At 72.5% G+C, this 19,192-nt stretch carries 21 protein-coding genes; 2 read left to right on the top strand and 19 right to left on the bottom strand.

Annotated elements, in window-relative coordinates:
- Together ABT093_RS38645 and ABT093_RS38640 are read right to left on the bottom strand one after the other, a co-directional pair.
- On the bottom strand, positions 1-911 hold a 911-nt coding region (locus ABT093_RS38645; RefSeq protein ID WP_350572170.1), incomplete at its 3' end, for a PEP/pyruvate-binding domain-containing protein.
- A complete protein-coding gene (locus ABT093_RS38640) occupies positions 908-1,900 on the bottom strand; it encodes a hypothetical protein (protein ID WP_350572169.1) in 993 nt (330 codons plus the stop codon). The genes ABT093_RS38640 and ABT093_RS38645, both read right to left, overlap by 4 nt.
- Positions 1,901-2,065: 165 nt before the next feature.
- Here ABT093_RS38640 and ABT093_RS38635 point away from each other — a divergent pair, with 165 nt between their 5' ends.
- Positions 2,066-2,560, top strand: a complete 495-nt coding sequence (locus tag ABT093_RS38635; RefSeq protein ID WP_350572168.1) for an NUDIX hydrolase — start codon at positions 2,066-2,068, stop codon at positions 2,558-2,560.
- 37 nt (positions 2,561-2,597) lie between these two features.
- On the opposite strand, the gene guaB is transcribed toward ABT093_RS38635, so the two are convergent.
- The 15 genes from guaB to queC form a co-directional block, all read right to left on the bottom strand.
- Positions 2,598-3,746 carry an IMP dehydrogenase gene (gene guaB / locus ABT093_RS38630; protein WP_350572167.1) on the bottom strand — a complete coding sequence of 383 codons (1,149 nt, stop codon included), beginning with the start codon at positions 3,744-3,746 and terminating at the stop codon, positions 2,598-2,600.
- Entirely contained in the window at positions 3,743-4,468 is a 726-nt protein-coding gene (locus tag ABT093_RS38625; protein ID WP_350572166.1) for a dTMP kinase, read from the bottom strand. Before ABT093_RS38625 ends, guaB begins: the two co-directional genes overlap by 4 nt.
- Positions 4,469-4,486: 18 nt before the next feature.
- A complete protein-coding gene (locus ABT093_RS38620; protein WP_350572165.1) occupies positions 4,487-5,152 on the bottom strand; it encodes a 3'-5' exonuclease in 666 nt (221 codons plus the stop codon).
- Positions 5,149-6,258 (bottom strand): DegT/DnrJ/EryC1/StrS family aminotransferase, encoded by a 1,110-nt coding sequence (locus ABT093_RS38615; RefSeq protein ID WP_350572164.1) that lies wholly within the window; start codon positions 6,256-6,258, stop codon positions 5,149-5,151. Before ABT093_RS38615 ends, ABT093_RS38620 begins: the two co-directional genes overlap by 4 nt.
- Positions 6,255-7,298 carry a radical SAM protein gene (locus tag ABT093_RS38610; RefSeq protein ID WP_350572163.1) on the bottom strand — a complete coding sequence of 348 codons (1,044 nt, stop codon included), beginning with the start codon at positions 7,296-7,298 and terminating at the stop codon, positions 6,255-6,257. Before ABT093_RS38610 ends, ABT093_RS38615 begins: the two co-directional genes overlap by 4 nt.
- Positions 7,295-7,930, bottom strand: coding sequence for a nucleoside/nucleotide kinase family protein (locus ABT093_RS38605; protein ID WP_350572162.1), 636 nt, complete (start codon positions 7,928-7,930; stop codon positions 7,295-7,297). Before ABT093_RS38605 ends, ABT093_RS38610 begins: the two co-directional genes overlap by 4 nt.
- A gap of 32 nt (positions 7,931-7,962) precedes the next feature.
- A complete protein-coding gene (folE, locus tag ABT093_RS38600; protein ID WP_350572161.1) occupies positions 7,963-8,595 on the bottom strand; it encodes a GTP cyclohydrolase I in 633 nt (210 codons plus the stop codon).
- A complete protein-coding gene (locus ABT093_RS38595; RefSeq protein ID WP_350572160.1) occupies positions 8,592-9,320 on the bottom strand; it encodes a WbqC family protein in 729 nt (242 codons plus the stop codon). The genes folE and ABT093_RS38595 overlap by 4 nt, the downstream gene beginning before the upstream one ends.
- Positions 9,320-10,006 carry a PIG-L deacetylase family protein gene (locus tag ABT093_RS38590; RefSeq protein ID WP_350572159.1) on the bottom strand — a complete coding sequence of 229 codons (687 nt, stop codon included), beginning with the start codon at positions 10,004-10,006 and terminating at the stop codon, positions 9,320-9,322. Before ABT093_RS38590 ends, ABT093_RS38595 begins: the two co-directional genes overlap by 1 nt.
- 75 nt (positions 10,007-10,081) lie before the next feature.
- A complete protein-coding gene (locus ABT093_RS38585) occupies positions 10,082-11,218 on the bottom strand; it encodes a glycosyltransferase family 4 protein (RefSeq protein WP_350572158.1) in 1,137 nt (378 codons plus the stop codon).
- A complete protein-coding gene (locus ABT093_RS38580; protein ID WP_350572157.1) occupies positions 11,215-11,772 on the bottom strand; it encodes a phosphoribosyltransferase in 558 nt (185 codons plus the stop codon). The genes ABT093_RS38585 and ABT093_RS38580 overlap by 4 nt, the downstream gene beginning before the upstream one ends.
- Positions 11,769-12,251 carry a DUF6884 domain-containing protein gene (locus ABT093_RS38575; protein ID WP_350572156.1) on the bottom strand — a complete coding sequence of 161 codons (483 nt, stop codon included), beginning with the start codon at positions 12,249-12,251 and terminating at the stop codon, positions 11,769-11,771. Before ABT093_RS38575 ends, ABT093_RS38580 begins: the two co-directional genes overlap by 4 nt.
- Positions 12,248-12,982 (bottom strand): 7-carboxy-7-deazaguanine synthase QueE, encoded by a 735-nt coding sequence (locus tag ABT093_RS38570; RefSeq protein ID WP_350572155.1) that lies wholly within the window; start codon positions 12,980-12,982, stop codon positions 12,248-12,250. The genes ABT093_RS38575 and ABT093_RS38570 overlap by 4 nt, the downstream gene beginning before the upstream one ends.
- The gene (locus ABT093_RS38565; protein ID WP_350572154.1) at positions 12,979-13,644 is read right to left on the bottom strand and encodes a 6-pyruvoyl trahydropterin synthase family protein; all 666 of its coding nucleotides are present in this window, start codon (positions 13,642-13,644) and stop codon (positions 12,979-12,981) included. Before ABT093_RS38565 ends, ABT093_RS38570 begins: the two co-directional genes overlap by 4 nt.
- Complete coding sequence (gene queC, locus ABT093_RS38560) at positions 13,641-14,351, bottom strand: 7-cyano-7-deazaguanine synthase QueC (protein ID WP_350572153.1); 711 nt, start codon at positions 14,349-14,351, stop codon at positions 13,641-13,643. Before queC ends, ABT093_RS38565 begins: the two co-directional genes overlap by 4 nt.
- Before the next feature lie 376 nt (positions 14,352-14,727).
- Between queC and ABT093_RS38555 the strand changes: the two genes are divergently transcribed.
- Positions 14,728-16,020: an NsdA family TPR-like regulatory protein gene (locus ABT093_RS38555; protein WP_350572152.1), complete on the top strand. Its 1,293-nt coding sequence runs from the start codon at positions 14,728-14,730 to the stop codon at positions 16,018-16,020.
- 47 nt (positions 16,021-16,067) lie between these two features.
- Here ABT093_RS38555 and ABT093_RS38550 read toward each other — a convergent pair whose 3' ends face one another.
- Together ABT093_RS38550 and ABT093_RS38545 are read right to left on the bottom strand one after the other, a co-directional pair.
- Positions 16,068-18,203, bottom strand: coding sequence for a tetratricopeptide repeat protein (locus tag ABT093_RS38550; protein ID WP_350572151.1), 2,136 nt, complete (start codon positions 18,201-18,203; stop codon positions 16,068-16,070).
- A 95-nt stretch (positions 18,204-18,298) separates the two neighbouring features.
- On the bottom strand, positions 18,299-19,192 hold an 894-nt coding region (locus ABT093_RS38545), incomplete at its 5' end, for an MFS transporter (protein ID WP_350572150.1).

Raw genomic sequence — 19,192 nt, 5'->3', positions numbered from 1 at the left:
TGGGGCGCGGCCGCGGCACTGATCGGCCGGGTCAGCGGGCGAGCTTGGAGAACCATCGGCCCTTGGGCGGTGATGGCCCACTCGATGTCGATCTGCTCCAGCCCCAGCGCCTGGGCCGCGCCTGCGGCAAGACTGAGCAGTTCCTCCCTCTGGCCCGGGAAGAGAACCGGCTCCTTCACCCACTCGCGGGGAGTTCGCAGCTGGAGTACGCCGGCGGCGGAGCCGGCGACCTTTGCGCGGGCCGGACCGCGCCCGGCGTTCGGCGCGGTGATCCATTCCCCGGGCGGCAGGTCGAACTCCTCCTGCGTGCCGGGCAGGTGGAGGAACGCCTGAGAAGAGCAGGCAACGGAGTCGGTGACCGGTCCGCGGCCGATGTGGATCTCCCCGGTCTGCGTCCCGTTGACCAGTTGCTCGGCAAGGCCGCGTACCGCCTCGATCCGCCAGCTGACGCACAACCCGTCGTGCACGACGGCGGCCAGAACGCCGGCGAGGGCGGGGCGTAGGACGGGCTGGATGAGCACGGCGAGTTCGCCGTCGGGGGTCAGCCCGCGCGCGGCGGCGTACTGGGTGACGACCGGTGTGCTCGCGGAGGCACGGACCTCGCGCAGTGCCGCGAGGACCTGGGGCGTGGTGCACGGGGTGATGACCGAGGAGTACAGGCCCGCGAAGGACGCGGTGGCGCCGTCCTCGCCGGGCGCGGAGGAGCGTGCAATCAGCCCGAAGTGGGCGCGCCGCTCGGCCCAGGACAGAACCTGCCCCACAGCCCCGGCCAGAGCGCCGTCCGTGACGCCGGTGGGGACGACGACACTGTCCGGCACCGGCAGACCGGCGTGCTGAAGCCGGGCGAGGGCGGCGGCCTTGGCACCGGCACGTGACGGGGTACACCCCGTGAGAGGGATCAGGGCGCTCACGCGGCGGCTCCGGCAGTCAGGAGGTCGGTGGTGGTCAGCGTGGCCGGGTCCCGGTCCTGTACCTGGCACCAGCGGCGGACGGCGGAGAGGAAGGAGTGGCGCAGGACCTTGCGGCGCTCCTCGCTGTCGCAGGCCCAGGCCAGGATTGTCACGATGGCCCGTACACGGGCGACGGCGTCCCGGTCGCCGGCGGCGGCGAGCAGTACCGCGGCCTCCCAGGCCTCGCGCAGCGCGGTGGTGCGCGCCCGGGCGGAGGTGATCTGCCTGAACTCGGCTTCGGGGTCCGAACTCTCGGCGAGAGCCTGCACGAGGGCGGCCGCCTGTTGGGGGTCCTCGTACGGCATGGCGCGTGCGGCCGGCGTTCCTTCGCCGTAGAGCGTGCCGATGCGGGCGGCAAGATCAGCGGCCGTGGTCGCCAGTTCGGCTCCGTCCCGGACGGACAGGGCGGCCTGGACGACTTCTTGGTGCGCGGCGAGCAGATGCCCGGTCTGCGCTGGTGTGGACAGGGCCAGCAGGCACGCCCGGGCCCGCTCCTGGTCGCCGAACAGGAGGGTGAAGTAGGCCTCCCACTGGGCCTCGGGGAGCAGCCAGTTCACGATGTGCGTCGACATCACCGGTAAGAACGCGGCGGTCGCCTCCGCCAGCGCCGTGCCGGCCGTCGACACGGAGCCGTCGGCGAGGGCCTTCTCGGCGCGAGCGAGCGCCGCGGCCGTCCGCTCGCGGTGGCCGACCGCCCGGGTGACGAAGGTCTGTGCCCGGGTGGGATCGGCGAGATGGTCGGCCAGGCGGCTCACCAGGTGGTCGTGGACGGAGCGGTCGATGTCGACGATGCCGGGGCGGCGCAGCACGCCGAAGGGTGTGGGGTCGTTCATCCAGGTGGCAGGCCAGGACATCAGCGAGGTGGTGTAGAGGTCGAACTCCAGAAGGGTGCTGTCGGGCCGGGAGATCTCGTAGTCCTGGACGACGAGATCGCGCCACAGGGTGTCCATCGTCAGAGGCCTCCGTGCTTCGTGCCGCGGGCGGTGCGGCGGCGCGGGCGGGGGAATGTGGCGTGAATGCGCCTTGGTGTGGGGGCGGGTGTGGAAGGCTCGATGGCCGGATGAAGGGCCGCCCGGGCGGCCTCACGGGATCGAGTGATGGGACTGTCCCCGCGCATGAGCGACAAGAAGGTCAAGGAGTCCACGGCCAGCTCGTTCGTCTTCCGGCTGATGGACGACGGGTGGCGGCTCGGGCTGATCTGGCACCCGCGCCTGGAGTGCTGGATGCTCTCCGGCGGGCACGTCGAGAACTGGGAGAACGCCGCCGAGGCGGCGCTGCGGGAGAACAGCGAGGAGACCGGCTGGAAGACCCGGTTGGTGGCCGGCCCGTCGAGCGAGTTGCCCGCCGGGGCGCCGCATCCGCTGGTGCCCGCACCGTGGTGGGTCCAGGAGCTGACGGTGAGCCCCGACAACCACACGCGGCAGCCGCACATCCACATCGACCACCTCTTCCTGGCCGTCGCCGAGGGCGCGGGACCGGTGTCGGAGCCGGTGCACGAGGTGCGCTGGTTCACCGAGGCCGAGATCGCCGAGCAACCCGATATCGCCGAGGACCTGCGGGTCCAGGCCAAGGACCTGTTCGGGCGCGTTGCCGAAGCCGCCGCGCGCTGACAGCCGGCCCGCACCCGGTTGAGCTCCGAGGCGCGGCTCACCGGGCGGGCTCGGCGCGGTAGTCGAGCGGGAGCTGCCGGCTACGCCCCAGCGCGTGCGGGCGGCTCTCGGCGACGCCCGCCGCGCTGATCTGGACGAACTCCGCTCGCTGTCGCAGCTGTTCGAGGTTGGCGGCACCGGAGTAGGTCAGGCCCGAGCGCAATCCGGCCAGGAACGGGTGCAGGGTGCGCTCAAGGGTGCCGGTGGCCTCGTGTGTGCCCTCGACGCCCTCGGGCAGGTAGTCGTCGAGCTCGGCCTGGGTGACCGTCTCGCCGCGGGCCTTCTTCAGGCTGAGCTGCATTCCGTGGGTCACGAACCCGGTGGAGACCTTGAAGCGGTGTCCGCCGTCCTCGACCAGGCGGGCGGGGCTCTCGTCGGCGCCGGCCAGGGCGCTGCCGAGCATCGCGGTCGTCGCCCCGGCCGCGAGGGCCTTGACGAGGTCGCCGGAGTTCTTGATCCCGCCGTCGGCGATGACGCGCACTCCGTACTCGGCGGCCGCGTCCGCGCAGTCCATCACGGCGGTCAGCTGCGGCACGCCGGCTCCGGCGACCAGGCGGGTGGTGCAGATGCCGCCGGGCCCGATCCCCACCTTGACGACGTCGGCGCCTGCCTCGATCAGGTCGCGGGTACCGGCCGCAGTGGCCACGTTCCCGCCGATGACCACCACGTTCGGGTGCTGCTTCTTCAGCGCGGACACCACGGTCAGGACGTAGTCGGCGTGCCCGTGGGCGACGTCCACGACGAGCGCGTCGACCCCGTGGTCGACGAGCATCGCGGCCCGCTCCTTCCAGTCGCCGGTGACGCCGACCGCGGCCGCCGCCCGCAGCCGTCCGTCCCCGTCGACGCTGGCCGTACTCGCCGTCGCCGGGACGGTGGTGTTCTTCACCATCTCCAGCTGGGCGGTCTGCTGGGCGGGGGTGCAGGCGCGGTGCAGGACGCCGAGGCCGCCGGCCAGGGCCATCGCCGCGGCCATGGGGCCCTCCGTGCACCAGGGGGTGTTGGCGGAGAGCAGCGGGATGGCCAGGTCCAGGCCGGGCGCCAGGGTGGTGGACAGGTCGGTGTTCTTCCGGCTGGTCACCGCGGTGCGCTGCGGGACCAGGAGGACGTCGTCGTAGCCGAGGGCGAAGCGGATCGGTCGGCGGGTCATGCCGGGACTCCTTCGAGAGCGGGGGAGGGCCAGGGCTGCGGGTGGGCGGTGGTGACCCAGGTGGTGATGAGGTCGGCTGCCGCCTGCGGGTCGGGCTGGGCGGCGCGGTCAAGGTGCCGTACGCGGGGGTCGTCGGCGGCCAGTTCCGTGAAGAGGCGGGCGCAGCGTTCATGGACGGCGCGCTCGGCGGCGCTGATGGGGCGGCCGTCGCGCTGCTCGGCACGGCCGAGAGCCGTGCCGACGTGGTCGGTGAGCAGGATCGTGATGTCGGGGGCCGGCCGCCACGCGGTCGCTTCCCGCATCAGGGCCCGGGCCTGCTCGAGGGCCGCGGTGTCGTCGCGGGGATGGAGGGCGGCGGCCTGGTAGACGGCGACCGAGTGCAGGCTGCGTCCTTCGAGGACGGTACGGCCGGTGTGCAGCGGGGCCCGGATGGTCTCCCAGGTGCGCAGCTGGACGGCCAAAAGCAGCAGCGTTTCGCTGGCCGGGAAGCCGCCGCGAAGGAACCGGTCTCCGTCGGCGGCCGCGGCGAGCGCGGAGATGATGCGGCTGCCGAGGTCGGCGCGCGTGCGGCGGGAAGAGAACTCCTCGACCAGCAGCGGCGCGTCGAGACGAGGTGCGACCAGGCGGGTGAGGTGGCTCTTGCCGGTGCCGCTGATGCCCTCGAACGACACCAGCACACCCCGGCGATCCGGGTCCTCGCCGCCCGCGGGTTGGGGATGCACGAGGTGGTCTCCTTTCGGTCAGAACAGGGAGTCCTGCTGGGGGGCGGCGGCCCGGGCGTCGTCGCGAAGGGCCTTCGGCTCGATCCCGGCCACGCGGTGCAGATCAGTGAGCGTGGACCAGCGGCCCGCCCGCGCCCCGTCGGTGACCATCCGTGCGAACACGGCGCAGGTGGCCAGCACGTCGGGCATGGCGCGGTGCCGTCCGACGGGCGGCGGCATGCCGAGGTGGCTGAGCACGTCGTCGAGCCGGTGGCGGGGCAGGTCCGGGTAGACGGTGCGGGCCAGCCGCACGGTGTCGAGCATCGGCAGACGTGCCAGTACGGGGCAGGCGGCCTCCTGGTCGTAGATCAGCCCGGCCTCGTAGGGCGCGTTGTGCGCGAAGAGGACGTACGGGGGGTGGGCGAACAGTTCCTCCAGCGCGGCCAGGGTCACAGCGGCGCCATCGGCCTGCTGGATCATGGCAGCGGTGATGCCGGTCTGCGCCGTGTCGAAGGACGTGAAGGACACGTCGACCGGCGGCCGGATGAACCGCTCGAACCGCCCGTCCTCCTGCCAGGAGCCTTCCGCGGTCAGCTTCCCTGCGACGGCGGCGATCTCGATCGGCTCGGGCCGGCGGCCGCCCGGGTTGAGCGTCTCGAAATCGATGCCCACGAACGTCGTGGCGAGCAGATCTGGATCGGTCAACGCCACTGGCGTGCCTCCTCGGTGATGATCCGCGCCATCTCGTCCAGGCGCGCCTCGGTGTGTCCTTCGTGGACAACGACGGCCAGCGTCGTATCGAGGTCGGCTCGCGCGGCCGGGCACGCGGACAGGCCCAGGTTCTGCAAGGACGGCAGCCGGTCGGCGGTCGTCAGCCCGTAGGTGCCGACGGAGTTGGCCACGCCCTGCTCGGCCAGGCGGGCGCAGAACTCCCGAGGCCGCTCCAGCTCCACGCGCAGCAGCGGCGCGTAGCCGTTCCAGTCGAGCCGGGCGTCCGGCTGGATCGGGGTGAGGCCGGGAACGTGGGCGACGGCGTCGAGGAGGTGCCGGGTCTGTCGGCGGCGCAAGGCGAGGAGCTCGTCGAACCGGGCAAGGTTGCCGCGGGCGATGATCGCGACCGGCTCGGGCATCCGGTAGTTGTGTCCGAGCCTGCTGCCGGCCGGCTGGCCGGGGGCGGGCAGGAACCCGTGTGTGGCGAAGCTGCGGGCCCGGGCGGCGAACCCGCCGTCGTCGGTGAGGATGTAGCCGCCCTCACCCGACCACAGCAGCTTGCCGTCCTTGGCGGAGAAGCAGCCGGCGTCCCCGAAGGTCCCCGCCCACCGGCCGTCGTACCGGGTGCCTTGGGCCTGGCAGGCGTCCTCGATCAGCCGCAGCCCCCGGTCGGCGCAGTAGGCGGTCAGCCGCGCCAGGTCAGCGCACCGGCCGGCCAGGTGCACGGGCAGAACGGCCTTCGTCCGCGGGTTCGTCTTGGCGGCCAGGTCGTCGAAGTCCAGCTCGCCGTTCGCGGAGTCCACCAGGACCGGCATGGCGCCGGTGAGCCGGATCGCGACGAGGGTCATCACCACGCACGCGCCCGACACCAGGACCTCGTCGCCATCTCCGATGCCGTAGGCGGCCAGGGCGGCATGCAGGGCCGCGGTGCCGCTGGAGAGGGCGACGGCGTGCGCGGTGCCGAAGCGGTCCGCGAGCTCGGCCTCGAATGCGCGCGCGTGCTCGTCGCCCACGGGGTCGGGGCTGCGGTCCAGGAGCTCGGTCATGCGGCCCAGGGCGGTGGCGCGCATCGCCGCGACGGTCGACGTGGTGTGGTTCATGCTGAGCTCCGGGCGGTCGGGGTGAGGATGCGGTCGAAGCCCATGAGCGGCCACATGTTGACGCACTCGTAGGAGGCCAGCGGGCAGTCACTCGCGCAGCCCGTGGGGGTCGGGAACAGGTCGGCGGCGCTGTGCCCGCGGATGGTGCGGTGGGCGGAGGCCGGGGTGGCGTCGATCCGCAGGGAGGAGACGCAGTCCCAGATCGCGCCGTCGGGCTGGATGAAGTGCAGCGTGCGCCCGCCGAAGCAGCCCACTGCCGTGGACGTCGTCCGGGGGACACCGGCGATGACCTGACCCGGGTAGGCGCCTTCCGGCAGCGTCAGGGACAGGTCCGCTGCGTACAACTCGGCGAAGGCGTCGGTGAGCGCGCTGGTGTCCTCGGGTCGCAGAGACAGCTCGGCGTGGTGGGGGTGGTCGTCCTCCAGCGCGATGGGCTGCGGCACGTAGTAGTCGGCGCCGAGCTCCGCGGCGAAGCGGCCCATCGCGGGCACCTGTTCGATGTTCCGGCGGGTGATCACGGTGTAGAGACCGACCCGGGGGCCGTTCTGCGTGCGGGCGGCGATGAGGGCGCGGATGCCGTCGACGACGTCCTGCCAGCCGTGTTTGCCCTTGGGGTCGGGCCGCATCCAGTCGTTGAACTCCGCTTCGGTGGAGTCCAGGGAGACCGAGAACGCGTCGATGCCGAGGTCGAGGAGGGACTGCAGGAGCACCGGGCGGTTCAGGGGGATGCCGTTGGTGCAGACGATGACCTCGATCCCCGCGTCCTTGATGATCTTCAGGGTGTCGAGGATGCCGGGCCAGTTCAGCGGCTCGCCGCCGGCGACGAAGATCCGGCCGACGGCGGAGTCCTTCAGCGTCCGGGCGAAGGCGAGGACTTCGCGGCGCTTGAGGTCGTGGGGGGAGATGTGCGACAGCTGCCCGGTCTTCGTCGGCGGTTTGATCTGGTGGATGAGCGGGTCGCCGAAGTAGCAGCTGGGGCAGGCCAGGTCGCACAGGCTGCGCAGTGACCACAGCAAGGTGATGGGGCGGTTCGGGTTCACGACGGCACTCCTGCCGGAGAGGTGACGGCTCGGACAGCGCCCACGAGGGCGAGAAGGGCCTGGGCGGCGGTCTGCTCGGACAGGTCCAGAACCAGGTACCGGTCCGGGTCCGCGGCGGCGATCTGCTCGTACAGCCGGGCCACCGCGTGCGCGCGGTGGCCCTCGTCGTCGGTCAGAGGCCGGCCCAGCCGCGCGGACCACTGGGCGCGGCGGGTCTCTATGCCGGCGGTGAGCAGCACGGTGAGGTCGCTGCGCGGGCGCCACCGGTCGGCCATGGCCAGCAGGCGCTGCGCGTGGCTGTAGGGGTCGTAGCCGTCGGACTCGGCCAGGGTGAGGGCCTGGTAGACGGCGACGCTGTCGCTCCCGCGGTCTTCGATCACGACCGTCGCATCAGGAGCCCCCTCCTCGCGGCGGCGGACGGCGAGGGCAAGGAGCGCGACGGTCTCGGCCAGCGGGTGCCCGGTGCGAAGGAACGGATCACCGTCCTCGGCGAGCGCGGCGATGACCTGGCCGGGGAGCCGGTTCGGAGCCGCGTCGGGCAGCTCGTCGAGGACCACCGACCCTGCGATCTGCTGTCGCAGCAGCGCGGCGAGGTGGGTCTTGCCGACGCCGTTCGCCCCTTCGAGCGTCACCCACACCGGACCCCGCCTGGGCCGACGGGCGGTCATCGGGCCCCCTTCACGGCCAGGTTCAGGAACAGGCTCGCCAGCGGGCCCGCGGAGGTGAACGCGCCGTGGGTGCTGGTGGACGTCGTCACGGCGCCGGTTTCGCGGACCCCGCGGGCGCTCATGCACGAGTGGGTGCCGGAGGCTGCCACCGCGACATCCGGGGAACCGCTGACCCGCATCAGGTCTTCGGCGATGCCGTTCACGATGCGCTCCTGCAGCTGCAGCCGGTGGCCGTGCGCCTGGGCGATCCTGGCGATCTTGGACAAGCCCAGGACCTGTCCCTGCGGCCGGTACCCGGCAGTGATGGTGAGCTCCATGCCCTGCAGGTGGTGCTCACACAGCGAGGGCACGACGATCCCGGACACCAGGACGAGCTCCTGGCCGCCCGCGCGCAGCTCCTCATGCACGAAGGTCGTGTCGGTGCGGCCCGGGTCGTATTCGAGGAATTCCACCCACCAGCGGGCCACCCGCTCCGGGGTGTCCTTGAGACCGTCGCGGTCGGGGTCCTCGCCCAGTTCCTTCAACAGCTGCCGGTACAGGTCCGCCACCCGGCCCTGGTTGATGCTCCCGGGGGCAAGGACCGGGGCGGCGGAGGACATCGCCGGGCCGGCGGTCAGGTCGGCGGTCATGCGGGCACCTCACGCGGCTCGGGGGTGAAGGAGGCCGTGCGGGCACCGGCCTCCAGGACAGTCCGGGCACGGGGGCCCTCGTGCATCAGCAGGTCCAGTACCGACAGACGGGCCGCCCGGTTTCGGGTGCGCCCGTAGGGGACGTGGTCGTAGGTCGCGACCTCGATCCCGATGCCGGCCCGGCTCAGCAGGCCGGCATCGAGGTAGCCGGTCGCTCCGGTCCCCACACGCAGCACGCCCGCCTTATGGCGGCGGCACAGATCCGCGAGCGCGGCGGTCTTGGCACCGGACGGCGGCGCGCTGCTGGTGCGTACGAGCCGCACGTCCAGGTCGAGCGCGTCGAGAATCAGCCGGGTGACGGCCTCGTTCAGGTCGACCAGATACGTCCACGGCTGGGCGTAGAGCTCCTGGAGCCGGTCTGCGTAGCGCTGGAAGTGCGGGGCGCGCCGGTAGGTCTCGCTCACCGTGCGCCAGTGCCGCTCGTGGAGGTCGGCTTCGGCGATCTTCACCTCGGCCAGGGGCTGTCCGAAGGCCCGGCGGACCGGGACCGTCAGCCGGATGGAGCGGCCGTCACGGTCGGCGATGTTGTTGCGGTGCTGCCAGCCGCGCTCGGCGAACTGGACGTGGTCGAGGAGGATCAGCTCGTCGACGTCGAGGAGCCGCGAGAAGTAGCCGCACCAGGGCCAGTACGCGGGCTGGTGGACGACCAGGACACGGCCGGGCATCAGACCACCATCCGGTACACGGTCAGCAGCTCGGCCATCGCGGCGCCGACGAAAGATCCGGCGGCGGTGTCCAGGGCGCGGATGGTGGCCAGCGAGCGGGGGTGCGGGGCTTCGCGCATCTGACTGCCGTAGCAGGTGAGCGCCTTGGCCTTCGTCTCCCACACCCCGGAGGTGTCCACGGCCAGCGGCCGTCGGGCAGCGTCTCCGTGCTGGGCCCAGGCGGCGTCCTCGGGCCCGACGTAGCCCAGGACGAGCCTGGGGGCGTGAGGGGAGGGGCGGGCTGCGGCGATCCCGGCTGTGTGCACGGCCTGGTGGTCCTGGTGGAAGGAGCCGGCGGCCGGAAGGAGCAGGGCCGACGGCCGCAGCTCGCGCAGGCTCAGGCGAGGTCCGGCCTCGATGAGGTGGACCAGTTCGCGCATGTGCGTGCCCGGGCTGGCAGCAGCGGCGGTGTCGATCCAGGCCGTGTGGTGTGAGGTGACGCCGAGGACGGTGCACGCCTCGTCGAACTCCGCTTTGCGGATGGCGGGGTCGCTGCCGGGGTGGGTGTGGCAGCAGATCGCCAGGACGTGGACGTCGATGCCGTCGGCAGTGAGCCGGGCGATCGTGCCGCCGGCGCCGAGGGCGTCGTCGTCCAGGTGCGGCGAGACGACGAGCACGCTGTCGCCGGGGGTCAGTCCGAAGACCATTTCCTTCTCTTCTCCTCTTGCCGTGGGAGCGGAACGGGGCCGCCCTGCCGGGCGGCTGCACGGGTGATGTCTCGGTCAGGGCTGAAGGGGGGTGCCGACGGCGTCGAGGAGCTGCCGGACGACCTCGGTGGGCGAGTGGAAGGCGGTACGCAGGACGGCGTTGCGGGAGGTCTCGTGGTACCGGTCGGGGTCGCCCAGCAGCTCGGCCAGTGCCGGCCAGATCCCGGCGGCCCCCTGCTCGGCGCTCACCATGACGCCGCCATCACCGACGAGGTGGGGCAGGTTGCCGATGCCGATACCGACGACGGGGGCGCCGGTGGACATGGCCTCGGCTGCCGCGTTGCAGAAGGTCTCCGGTTCGTAGGAGGCGATGATCGTGGCCGACGCACCGGAGAAGAACGGCTGGACCTCCTGCCAGGGCAGCGCGTCCAGGACCGTGACCACGTCCGGGCGCTTGGCCGCGGCGGCGTGCACCGCCGCGAACACCTCGTCCTGCATCCCGGGCCAGTACTCGAACCCGGCGGCCGCCAGGACGAGCTCGACCGGGCGGGTCCAGTCGGCCGGCAGCGCCTCCAGCAGTTCGGCAAGCCCCTTGTACGGCTCGGCCCGGGACACGATCCGCACCGGCCCCTGCGCGCGCAGCCGCTCGCGTTCCTCGGGCTGCGCCGGGTTGGCGGGCGCGAACAGGGCGTTGGGCACGAGCGTCCAGGAGGAGGTGTCGTAGCCCTGCTCGCGGGCCTCGCTCTCCATGAACGGGCTGATCGGACACACGGCCGTGGCCGCGGCGATGGCCTTGTCGAAGTAGTCGTCGCCGCGGACCTTGTGGATCTGCAGGACCGTCGGCACACCCTGCGGCGCCGCGTCCAGGTAGCCCAGCCCGTACAGGGCGTCGACCCAGACGACGACATCCGCCTGGTGGTCGGTGAGGAGCTGGTGGAGTTCGGCGCGGACCGGCTCGGGGTCCTTCAGACCGGCGAGGATGGCGGGCTTGATGATCGGGCGCGGCAGGGTCAGGGAGGACAGGCGGACCATGTCGGGGTGGTCGGCGTCGCCGGGCTCGGCCGGCCCGGAGGTGATGATCAGCGGCTTGATGCCGAGCTGGCGGCACCCTTCGGCGAGCGCGCCGACCGAGCGCTCGTAGCCGGCGGGCTCGCCGGGGGCGTAGGAGAACAGGACGAAGGCGATGCTGCGGGGCGCGCGGTGCGGGGTCACTGTGCCTCCTGGGCGGTGTGGACGTGTCGGGGAAGCGGCAGGGGCGTGCTGTCGGGCGGGGGCGGGGCCTCCCAGGGGAAGGCGACCCAGTCGGCGACCGGCCACACCCAGGTGTCCAGGGAGGTGAAGCGGGCGCCGTCGTTGCGGCACAGCACAGCGGTGCGGGCCTCGACGCCGGCATCGGCGAGGAGGGTGGTGACGGCCTGCAGGGTGGCGCCGGAGCCACAGATGTCGTCGACGACCAGGACGCGGCGGACGGCGGCGGCTGCGGCGTGCAGGGTCGCTTCGTCGACCTCGATCTCGCCGGTCGCCTGGATGCCGACCAGGTCGGATACGTTGTGCCGGGCTCGGACCTCGACGGCCGGGATGCCGAGGATGCGTGCCGTCTCCTGGGCGAGGGGAACTCCGCCCCGGGCCAGCCCGATCACGAGCTCGGGGGCGAATGCTTCCTCGTGCGTGGCGATGAGCGACGCGGCGGTGAGGAAGGCATCCCGGCCCATGGCCCAGATCCGTTTGCCCTGGAAGACGCGGGCGCCGGCTGCGGGGGTGGTCACGTCGTCCACCCCCAGTCGTCCAGCACGCGCTCTGCCTGCGTCCAGTGGGCCGTCGGGTTGCTCACCTGGTGCACGACCGGGAGCGGCGGCAGCCCGAGCATCTGGAAGTACAGCGGCTCCAGAAGCAGCAGAGCCTCCTGGGCCGGGTGCCGCTCCAGGTGCTCGGCCAGCACGGCGCTGACGAGGTCCCGCTGGCTCAGGGCTCGCTCCGGGGTGAGGACCTGGTGATAGGGCGCGATCGGTTCGTCGGCTCCGATCAGGCCGTGGCGGGCCGACAGGACAAGGGTCCGGGCCCGGAACTCGGGCCTGCCGGCGATGCGCTCGCGCAGCTGGGGGAAGCACCAACCCTGGTAGAGCTCCAGCGCCGGGACGGGGTCGGTACCCGGGAGCTTGCGGCGGGAGCAGCCGATTACCACAAGGCCGTTCGTCGACGGCGCCGCTCGGCCGATGCCCGGCCGGACGGTGGCGGGCGCGGTCATCGGACCCCCAGGGTCAGGTGCAGACGCCCGGTGAAATTGAAGCCGTGGCCCATGACCTGCTCGACGATGTCCCGGCCCGCAGCCGTCCACGTGGCGTCGTCCTCGCCCAGCGGCATGATCCACACCTTGTCGTGCGGGATCCCGCTCTCGCGGACGAGCTGGGCCGCTTCCTCGACCTCGCCGGTGTCGGCCGCCACGAACTTGAACGCCGCCCGCCCCGCCCGCGCCAGCTCGGCGAAGCCGCCGAGAACCTCCGGGCGGATCCGGCGCTTGGCCGGGTCGCCCGCGCCCATGCGTCCGATCTTCGGCGACACGCTGAAGTGGGCCACACGCTCCGCCGTGAACGCGTTGGGGAAGATCGTCCCGTTGGTCTCGACGTGGACGTCCCCGGGAAGCGCCGCGAGGACCTGCTGCCACGCCGCCGTGCGCTGCCACAGCAACGGCTCGCCGCCGGAGACCACCGTGATCCCCGAGCCGGCCCCGTGGCCCTTGGCCGTCTCGACGATCTCCTCGGCGGCGCGCGGCGGGCACGTCACCGCCAGGTCGTAGCGGGTGGTGTCCCACGTCCGCTTCGAATCGCACGGCGGGCAGTGCAGGTTGCACCGGCCCAAGCGGATGAAGCACGCGCACCGGCCCGTGTACGGGCCCTCTCCCTGGGGGACCGGACCGAAGATCTCCTGCACGGGCAGGAGGCCCTCCGGCAGGGTCCCGGCTATCTCGAGTGCCTTCATGCTGCCTCCCTCCAGTACTCCGCCCAGCTGGTCTCCGTCTCGGAGACCCGCACGGCGACCGGACGGCTCTCCTGCCGGTCGAAGAGGCCGGCGAGGTGCGAGGACAGACGTTCCGAGGTCGGGTTGAACGGCAGGGCCTCGTTGAGGACCACGCCGTCCAGGACGTCTTCGACGTGCCGGCGCAGCACCTGCGGGACCTTGGCGGGCTCGCCCGCGGTGTTCACGGTCACGAGGTAGGAGTGGCCGTGGCGACGGCCGCACTGATGCCCATCGGGCAGACCGACGAGATGATGGGTGGCCTCGAACATGACGGCGAACTCGTCGGCCGGCTGGACAGGTCGGCCGACGTGGATGCGGACCTCCGCCAGAGCCGTAGCGATGTCGGGCGGCAGGTGCTCACGGGCCCAGGCGGTCAGGTAGGCGGCCAGTCCGCGGTCGCTGGCGTCGGAGACCTGGGTGTTGAGGAACTGGTGGTCCAAGACGGTGTCGATGTGCGCCTTCAGGGGTGCCAGGCGGCCGAAGTCCACGACGAAGCCCACGTCGTCCAGCGTCTTGGCAGCGAGGACCGCTTCGGCGGTGAAGGAGTGGCCGTCGTGCCGACCGTCCAGGACCCGAGTCGCCTCGAAGCGGAAGAGCTTGCCGATGCGCCACTGCCCGCTCACCGGGAGCCCTCCTTGCCCGAGCTGTCGGCGTACCGGGTGGGGTCGGCGACGCCGGCGAGGGCGAAGGCCTCCTTGCGCTCGACGCACGTGCCGCACGTGCCGCACTGGGCCGTGCCGCCCTTGTAGCAGGACCAGGTCAGCTCGAACGGGACGCCGAGCTCGTGGCCGCGTCGCGCGATGTCGGCCTTCGTCAGGTGCAAGAACGGGGCTTCCAGTCGGAACCCGGGGGCGAGATGGCCCTCGTTGCCGGCCTGGATGGCCTTGCCGAGCTGCTCGAAGAACGCCGGCCTGCAGTCCGGGTAGATGGGGTGGTCCCCGGCGTGCGCGCCGAAGGCCAGGATGTCGGCGCCGCGCGAGACAGCGACTCCCGCGGCGATGGACAGCATGATCATGTTGCGGTTGGGCACGACCGTGCTGCGCATGCTCTGGTCGCTGTAGTGCCCGTCGGGCACGTCGACGGAGGTGTCCGTCAGCGCCGACCCGCTCAGCAGGCGGCCGAGGCCCGAGAGGTCGACCGTCTCGTAGGGCGCTTCGAGCCGCTCGGCGACCTTCGCCAAGTGCTCCAGCTCGACGCGGTGGCGCTGACCGTAGTCGAACGCCAGCAAGAAGACCTCGCTCCCGCGGGCGCGCAGTTCGTATGCGGTCACCGCGCTGTCCATGCCTCCGGAGGCGATGAGTACCGCGCTCTTCGGCGTTGAACTGGTCATGTCTCTAAGTCCTTCCTGGCTGGTGCCCAGGTCCCCCAGAGGTGCCCCTGGGACTCGTGACGTGCAGCCTGAAGCGGCTGACATTGAGGGAGCCGGGATGAGTGCGTGCAGCTGACGCCGTCACCACGATGACGCGCGCCTGACTGGACGTCATTGACGGTGTTCCGTAGGAACATTGACGGGCTTGCGCAATGTCCGCCCGGCATCACCCCGGACCGGACGGCACTGGTGCTTGGCCGAGCCGCGGAGGGGGCGGACCGTGGGCAAAGTGACCCGAGAACGTCGTGCGGAGATTCAGCGGGAGGCGTCCCGGATCCGCGCTCGATGCCAGCGCGAAGGGCATGCCCTGGAGCGGATCGTCACCACTCTCCGGTCGATGCTGCCGGAGCTGACTGCGCTGGAGGCCTGGCGACTGGCACTGGGCTGGTCCCGACCCCAGGCGATCCGGGAGGTGGCTGCGGTCTACCTGGCTGACGGCCTGCTCCCGCCGGGCCTGACGCCGGCCACGCTGTGCCGGTACGAGCACGGCCAGGAGGAGCCCGGGGACGAGTACCGGCTGATGATCTCCCGGGCGTACGGGGCCCGACCCGAACAACTCGGCCTGGAAACACGCTGCCTGTGGTGCAGCACCTGCGCGACCCCGCCGCAACTCCACTACGGTCAGCACCAGCGCGAAGAGACGAATACCGCCCGGAGGAACCCCATGACGACCGCCAGCGGGCTGCCCGCCATCCGAGAATCCGTCCAGTGGGCCGTGCTGGACGCACCCGGCGGCTCCCCGGCACTCGTAGCCCTGGCCGAGGCGGCCGTAGAGCACTACGCACTCAACTACAGCAAACACCCGCCGGCTGTCCTGCTCGAAGAGGTCCGCGGGACCCGCAACCTGCTCTCCACCGCGACGGCAGCGGCCGACCGCGAGACCGAACGCGGACTTCGACGGCAGGTCGGCTGGCTCTCGGCCCTCCTCGGCAACCTCTCCTACCACTTGGACGACCGGGCCGGAGCCCGGACCCACCTCACCCTGGCGGGCGCCCTGGGCGAATCGACCCAGGAACCGGCGCTGACCGCCTGGGCCAGCGGGGCACTGGCCATGGTCGCCACCGCCCGCCGGGACTGGGACCACGCCCGCCGCCACGCCGAATACGGTCTCCAGCACGCCCCCCAGGGCCTGCGCCGCGCGCAGCTCCTGGGCTGGGCGCTGCTGCCCACCCTCGCCGCCCTGCAACGGGCCGAGGAAGCCGACGACGTGGTCAGCGAGAGCGACGAGATCATGCGCTCTGTGGCAGAACTTCCCGGCCGGTTCGGTTACGACCGCGCCGAGCACCGTCTCCACGTCGCCGAGGCGTACCTGACCCTCGAACGCTTCGATCGAGCAGCCGCGGTCGCCCACGAGTCGATCGCCGCCGCCCCCGACCAGACCCCGGCGTGGGTCGCGGCCACGCTCGTTCTCGCGCTGGCCGAGGCCCGGGACACGCCGGATCAGGCGGCGACCCGCGCGCTGGGCGTTCTCGACCTCATCCCTCCCCCGAGGCTCCGCGCGACCGCCCGCAACCGCCTGACCCGCCTCGGGCATTTGCTGGACAGCTCGACGATCGCCTCGGCGACCGAGCTGGCCGAGCGCCTGCGTACCCTTCCGGCCCCGATCCGCGCCGACGGCACAGCCGCGTAGCCGCCTGCTACGTCCGAGGAGGCGGACACAGTTCACGGTTTCGCTGCTCACTGGGCCTCCTCCAGCTGTCGGCGGACGCGTTCCGCGTCCACGGCGCTGAGGCCGCTGTACTGCTCCAGCGCCTGGGTGAAGAGGGAGACCGCGTCCTGGTCCCGTCCGGCAGCGGCTGCGGTCTGGCCGAGCATCTCGAGGCTGCGTGCGGTCCACTGCCGGGAGCCGTGCTCGACGAACTCTTCGTGTGCCTGCCGCCCCGCCTGTTCGGCGTCCTGGTGGCGGCCGGCCACGGAGTGTGCTCGGCCGAGCCAGGCGAGGGCGCGGGCCGCGTCGTGCGGGTCGGCGACCTCGGTGAGGGTGGCGCGGGCGGAGGCGAGGACGTCGATGGCCGCCGTGGTGTTGCCGCGGTTGAGGTGGACCTGGCCGAGGAGGATGTCGGTGAGGGCGACGCCGCGGCGGTCTTCTCGGCGCTCGCGCAGGGTGCGGGCCTGTTCCAGATAGCCGATGGACTCTTCGGGGCGGCCGGCCTCGTAGGTGGTCGCACCGAGTTCGTGGAGCGCCTGCGCCTCGCCTCGGGCGTCTTCCCGAGCGCGGGCCGCGGCGAGGACCTCGGTGAAGCACTCGATCGCTTCGTCGAAACGGTGGATGCCGCGCAGCCCTACGCCGAGGGCGTTGCGCATCTCTTGCTCGGCGAGCGCGTTGTTGTAGAGGTGGGCGGCTTCCAGCCCGAGGCGGTGTGCTTCGATCCAGAGGTCGTACGCCCTGGCGGCGCGCCACCAGGGCCACATAGCGTGGACGAGCTGCCACACCGTCCCGTACCGGCCGGCGGCGTACGCCGAGCGAACGGTGGCCATGAGGTCGGCGGACTGGGCGTCGAGCCAGGTGAGGGCTGCCCGCCGGTCGGCGAACTCCGCGGGGTGCTGGGGGGCGTAGACGTAAGTGCGGTCGAGGCGCCGGTGGCTGGGGGTCAGCAGCCGCTCGGCCGCGGTCGCGGTGGCGAGGTACCAGTCGGCGGCGCGGACTCGAGCCTCGGTGTCGGCGCCGTCGGTCTCCTCCCGGGCGGCGTGAGCGCGGGCGTGGACCAGGGCGGGGCCCGGGTACCTGAAGACGGGTCCGCGGACGGGGTGGTCGGTGTCCCGGACGAGCAGAGCCGAGGCGGCGAGGTCGGCGAGGTCGGCACCAGCTTCGGCGGGGGTCCGCTCGGTGATGGCGGCGGCGAGGTGGCTGTCGATCGTGTCGCCGGGCAGGAGCGCGGCCTTGCGGTAGAGGCGGGCGGCGGTGCGGTCGAGGTCGGAGTACGCGGTGTCGAGCGCGGCGGACACGAGGGCTCCAGGGCTGGTGGCGGCGGTTCGGGCCCGGCTGGCGTCGAGGGCACCGACGACGGCGGACAGGGGGCGGGTGGGGTTGCGGTGGAGCTGGGTGACGCTCAGGACGAGGCCGGCGGGCAGGCCGGCAGTGAGGGCGATGAGCCTGGTGACCGCCTCAGGCTCCTGGTGGAGCCGGTCAGGGCCCAGGCAGCGGGACAGGTAGGCGCGGGCGGCGCCGGGGTCGAACGGGCCGAGGTCGAGGAGGGCGGCGCCCTCGGCGGAGAGCTCCGGGAGCGGACGGTGGCTGGTGGCCACCACGAGGTGACCTGCACCGCCGGGCGTCAGGGCGCGGATCTGGTCGGCGTGGGTGACGCCGTCCAGCAGCAGGCAGACCGGCGACCGGGCGGCGGTCGCCGACCTCCACCAACTGGCGAGCTCCTCGCCGCCGGCGGGCAGCGGACCGGGCTGAACGGCGCGCAAGAGGCGGCCAAGGACATCGCTCACGCGGGCCGGCCCTTCCGCGCTCCCGAGGTCGGCGTGGAGCTGGCCGCCGGGGTAGCGGCTGGCCAGGCTGTGGACCAGCCGCTCCGCGAAGGACGTCTTGCCGACACCGATGGGTCCGTGGATGAGGACGACCGGTACGACGTAGTCGGGCTGCGCTGCGATCCACTCGGTGATCCCGGTCAGCTCCCGCTCGCGATCGGTCCACGAGGCGGCAACCGGCCGCACCTGGCGGGGCACGGGCGGGGAATGCTGGGGCTGGTGGAGGTGGACCGAGCCGATCGTGCCGGCCTGAACGGCCATGTGCAGGCTGGAGTCCCCCGTGATCGTGTTGGTCACCGCCACGGGCGGGCGCGGGGCCCCGGGGGTCGGCTCGGTCATCACCGAGAAGCCTTTCGTCGTGTCCGTTGGTGGTCAGATCTCGTTCTCGCCGAGCACGGGCGGCCGCGGCCTGGTACCGCGAGCGTCGTGGGAGGTCAGGCGGTCCTCGCGTTCACGGGCGTGGGCATGACGGCCAAGCGGCCTACGGGCGAGCGCCACAGCACCCAGGACGCCAGGACCAGCAGGACGAGGCCGATCAGCATGGTGGTGAGCACGCTGGTGAGAGAGGCCAGGGGACCGGCGGCGAGGGCGCCGAGGGTCTCACTGCCGGCGATGACGCAGAAGGAGGTCTGCAAGGTCCGGGACCCGAGATAGGGCGGGCTGACGGACTGCTGCACGGAGCGCTGAGTGGTACCCACGGCGCACGCCGCGGCGTGCTGCACGCACCCGGCGGCGGCGAGGGCCATCAGCCATGCGAGCCCAGGTCCGGCGATGAGTGGTGCAGCGTGGGTGAGGGCGTAGACCGTCAGTCCGATGCTGAGGACGACGCCCGGGCCGTAGTGGTGGACGAGGCGGGGGGCGAGCAGTGCTCCGGTAAGGCCCCCGAGGCTGCTCGCCGCCATGATCATGCCGAGGCCGGTTGCGCCGACTTGCGCCGTGGTGAGCAGGTAGTACGCCAGGTACGTGCTGGCCAGTCCGGTGCCGAAGCCCGTACCGGCCAAGGCCAGGAGCAGGGGGTTCAGCAGAGGGTGGCGGGCGCTGTGGAGGATACCGTCGCGGATCTCGCCGACCATCGGCGGCCTCTTTCCCCGCGCGGTGGGGACGGGCAGGACACGGATGCGGGTCGCGCACCACGCGGAGACGAAGAAGGACGCCGCGTTCGCGAGGATCGCCCGGGCGGGCCCGACTGCCGCGACGAGCAGCGTTCCCAGACCTGCCCCGGCGGTGCCGGCGACGGTGATCGCGGCGGTGAGCCGTGCATGGGCCTGGTGCAGCAGCCCGGGGCCGGCGAGGCGGGGCAGCGCCGCCCAGGTGGCGGCGCGGTGGGG

It is taken from the genome of Kitasatospora sp. NPDC002551, assembly GCF_040296005.1.
Taxonomy (GTDB): Bacteria; Actinomycetota; Actinomycetes; order Streptomycetales; family Streptomycetaceae; genus Kitasatospora.
This window is presented reverse-complemented; position numbering and strand designations above follow the sequence as displayed.

What these genes read in the sequence shown, in the direction of transcription:
- ABT093_RS38635 (WP_350572168.1), top strand. Translation starts at nt 2,066, where the DNA reads ATGAGCGACAAGAAGGTCAAGGAGTCCACGGCCAGCTCGTTCGTCTTC.
- ABT093_RS38595 (WP_350572160.1), bottom strand. Translation starts at nt 9,320, where the DNA reads ATGCCCGGCCGTGTCCTGGTCGTCCACCAGCCCGCGTACTGGCCCTGG.
- ABT093_RS38550 (WP_350572151.1), bottom strand. Translation starts at nt 18,203, where the DNA reads ATGACCGAGCCGACCCCCGGGGCCCCGCGCCCGCCCGTGGCGGTGACC.
- ABT093_RS38590 (WP_350572159.1), bottom strand. Translation starts at nt 10,006, where the DNA reads ATGGTCTTCGGACTGACCCCCGGCGACAGCGTGCTCGTCGTCTCGCCG.
- ABT093_RS38615 (WP_350572164.1), bottom strand. Translation starts at nt 6,258, where the DNA reads ATGAACCACACCACGTCGACCGTCGCGGCGATGCGCGCCACCGCCCTG.
- ABT093_RS38555 (WP_350572152.1), top strand. Translation starts at nt 14,728, where the DNA reads ATGCTGCCGGAGCTGACTGCGCTGGAGGCCTGGCGACTGGCACTGGGC.
- ABT093_RS38570 (WP_350572155.1), bottom strand. Translation starts at nt 12,982, where the DNA reads ATGAAGGCACTCGAGATAGCCGGGACCCTGCCGGAGGGCCTCCTGCCC.
- guaB (WP_350572167.1), bottom strand. Translation starts at nt 3,746, where the DNA reads ATGACCCGCCGACCGATCCGCTTCGCCCTCGGCTACGACGACGTCCTC.
- ABT093_RS38640 (WP_350572169.1), bottom strand. Translation starts at nt 1,900, where the DNA reads ATGGACACCCTGTGGCGCGATCTCGTCGTCCAGGACTACGAGATCTCC.
- folE (WP_350572161.1), bottom strand. Translation starts at nt 8,595, where the DNA reads ATGACCGCCGACCTGACCGCCGGCCCGGCGATGTCCTCCGCCGCCCCG.
- ABT093_RS38575 (WP_350572156.1), bottom strand. Translation starts at nt 12,251, where the DNA reads ATGACCGCGCCCGCCACCGTCCGGCCGGGCATCGGCCGAGCGGCGCCG.
- queC (WP_350572153.1), bottom strand. Translation starts at nt 14,351, where the DNA reads ATGACCAGTTCAACGCCGAAGAGCGCGGTACTCATCGCCTCCGGAGGC.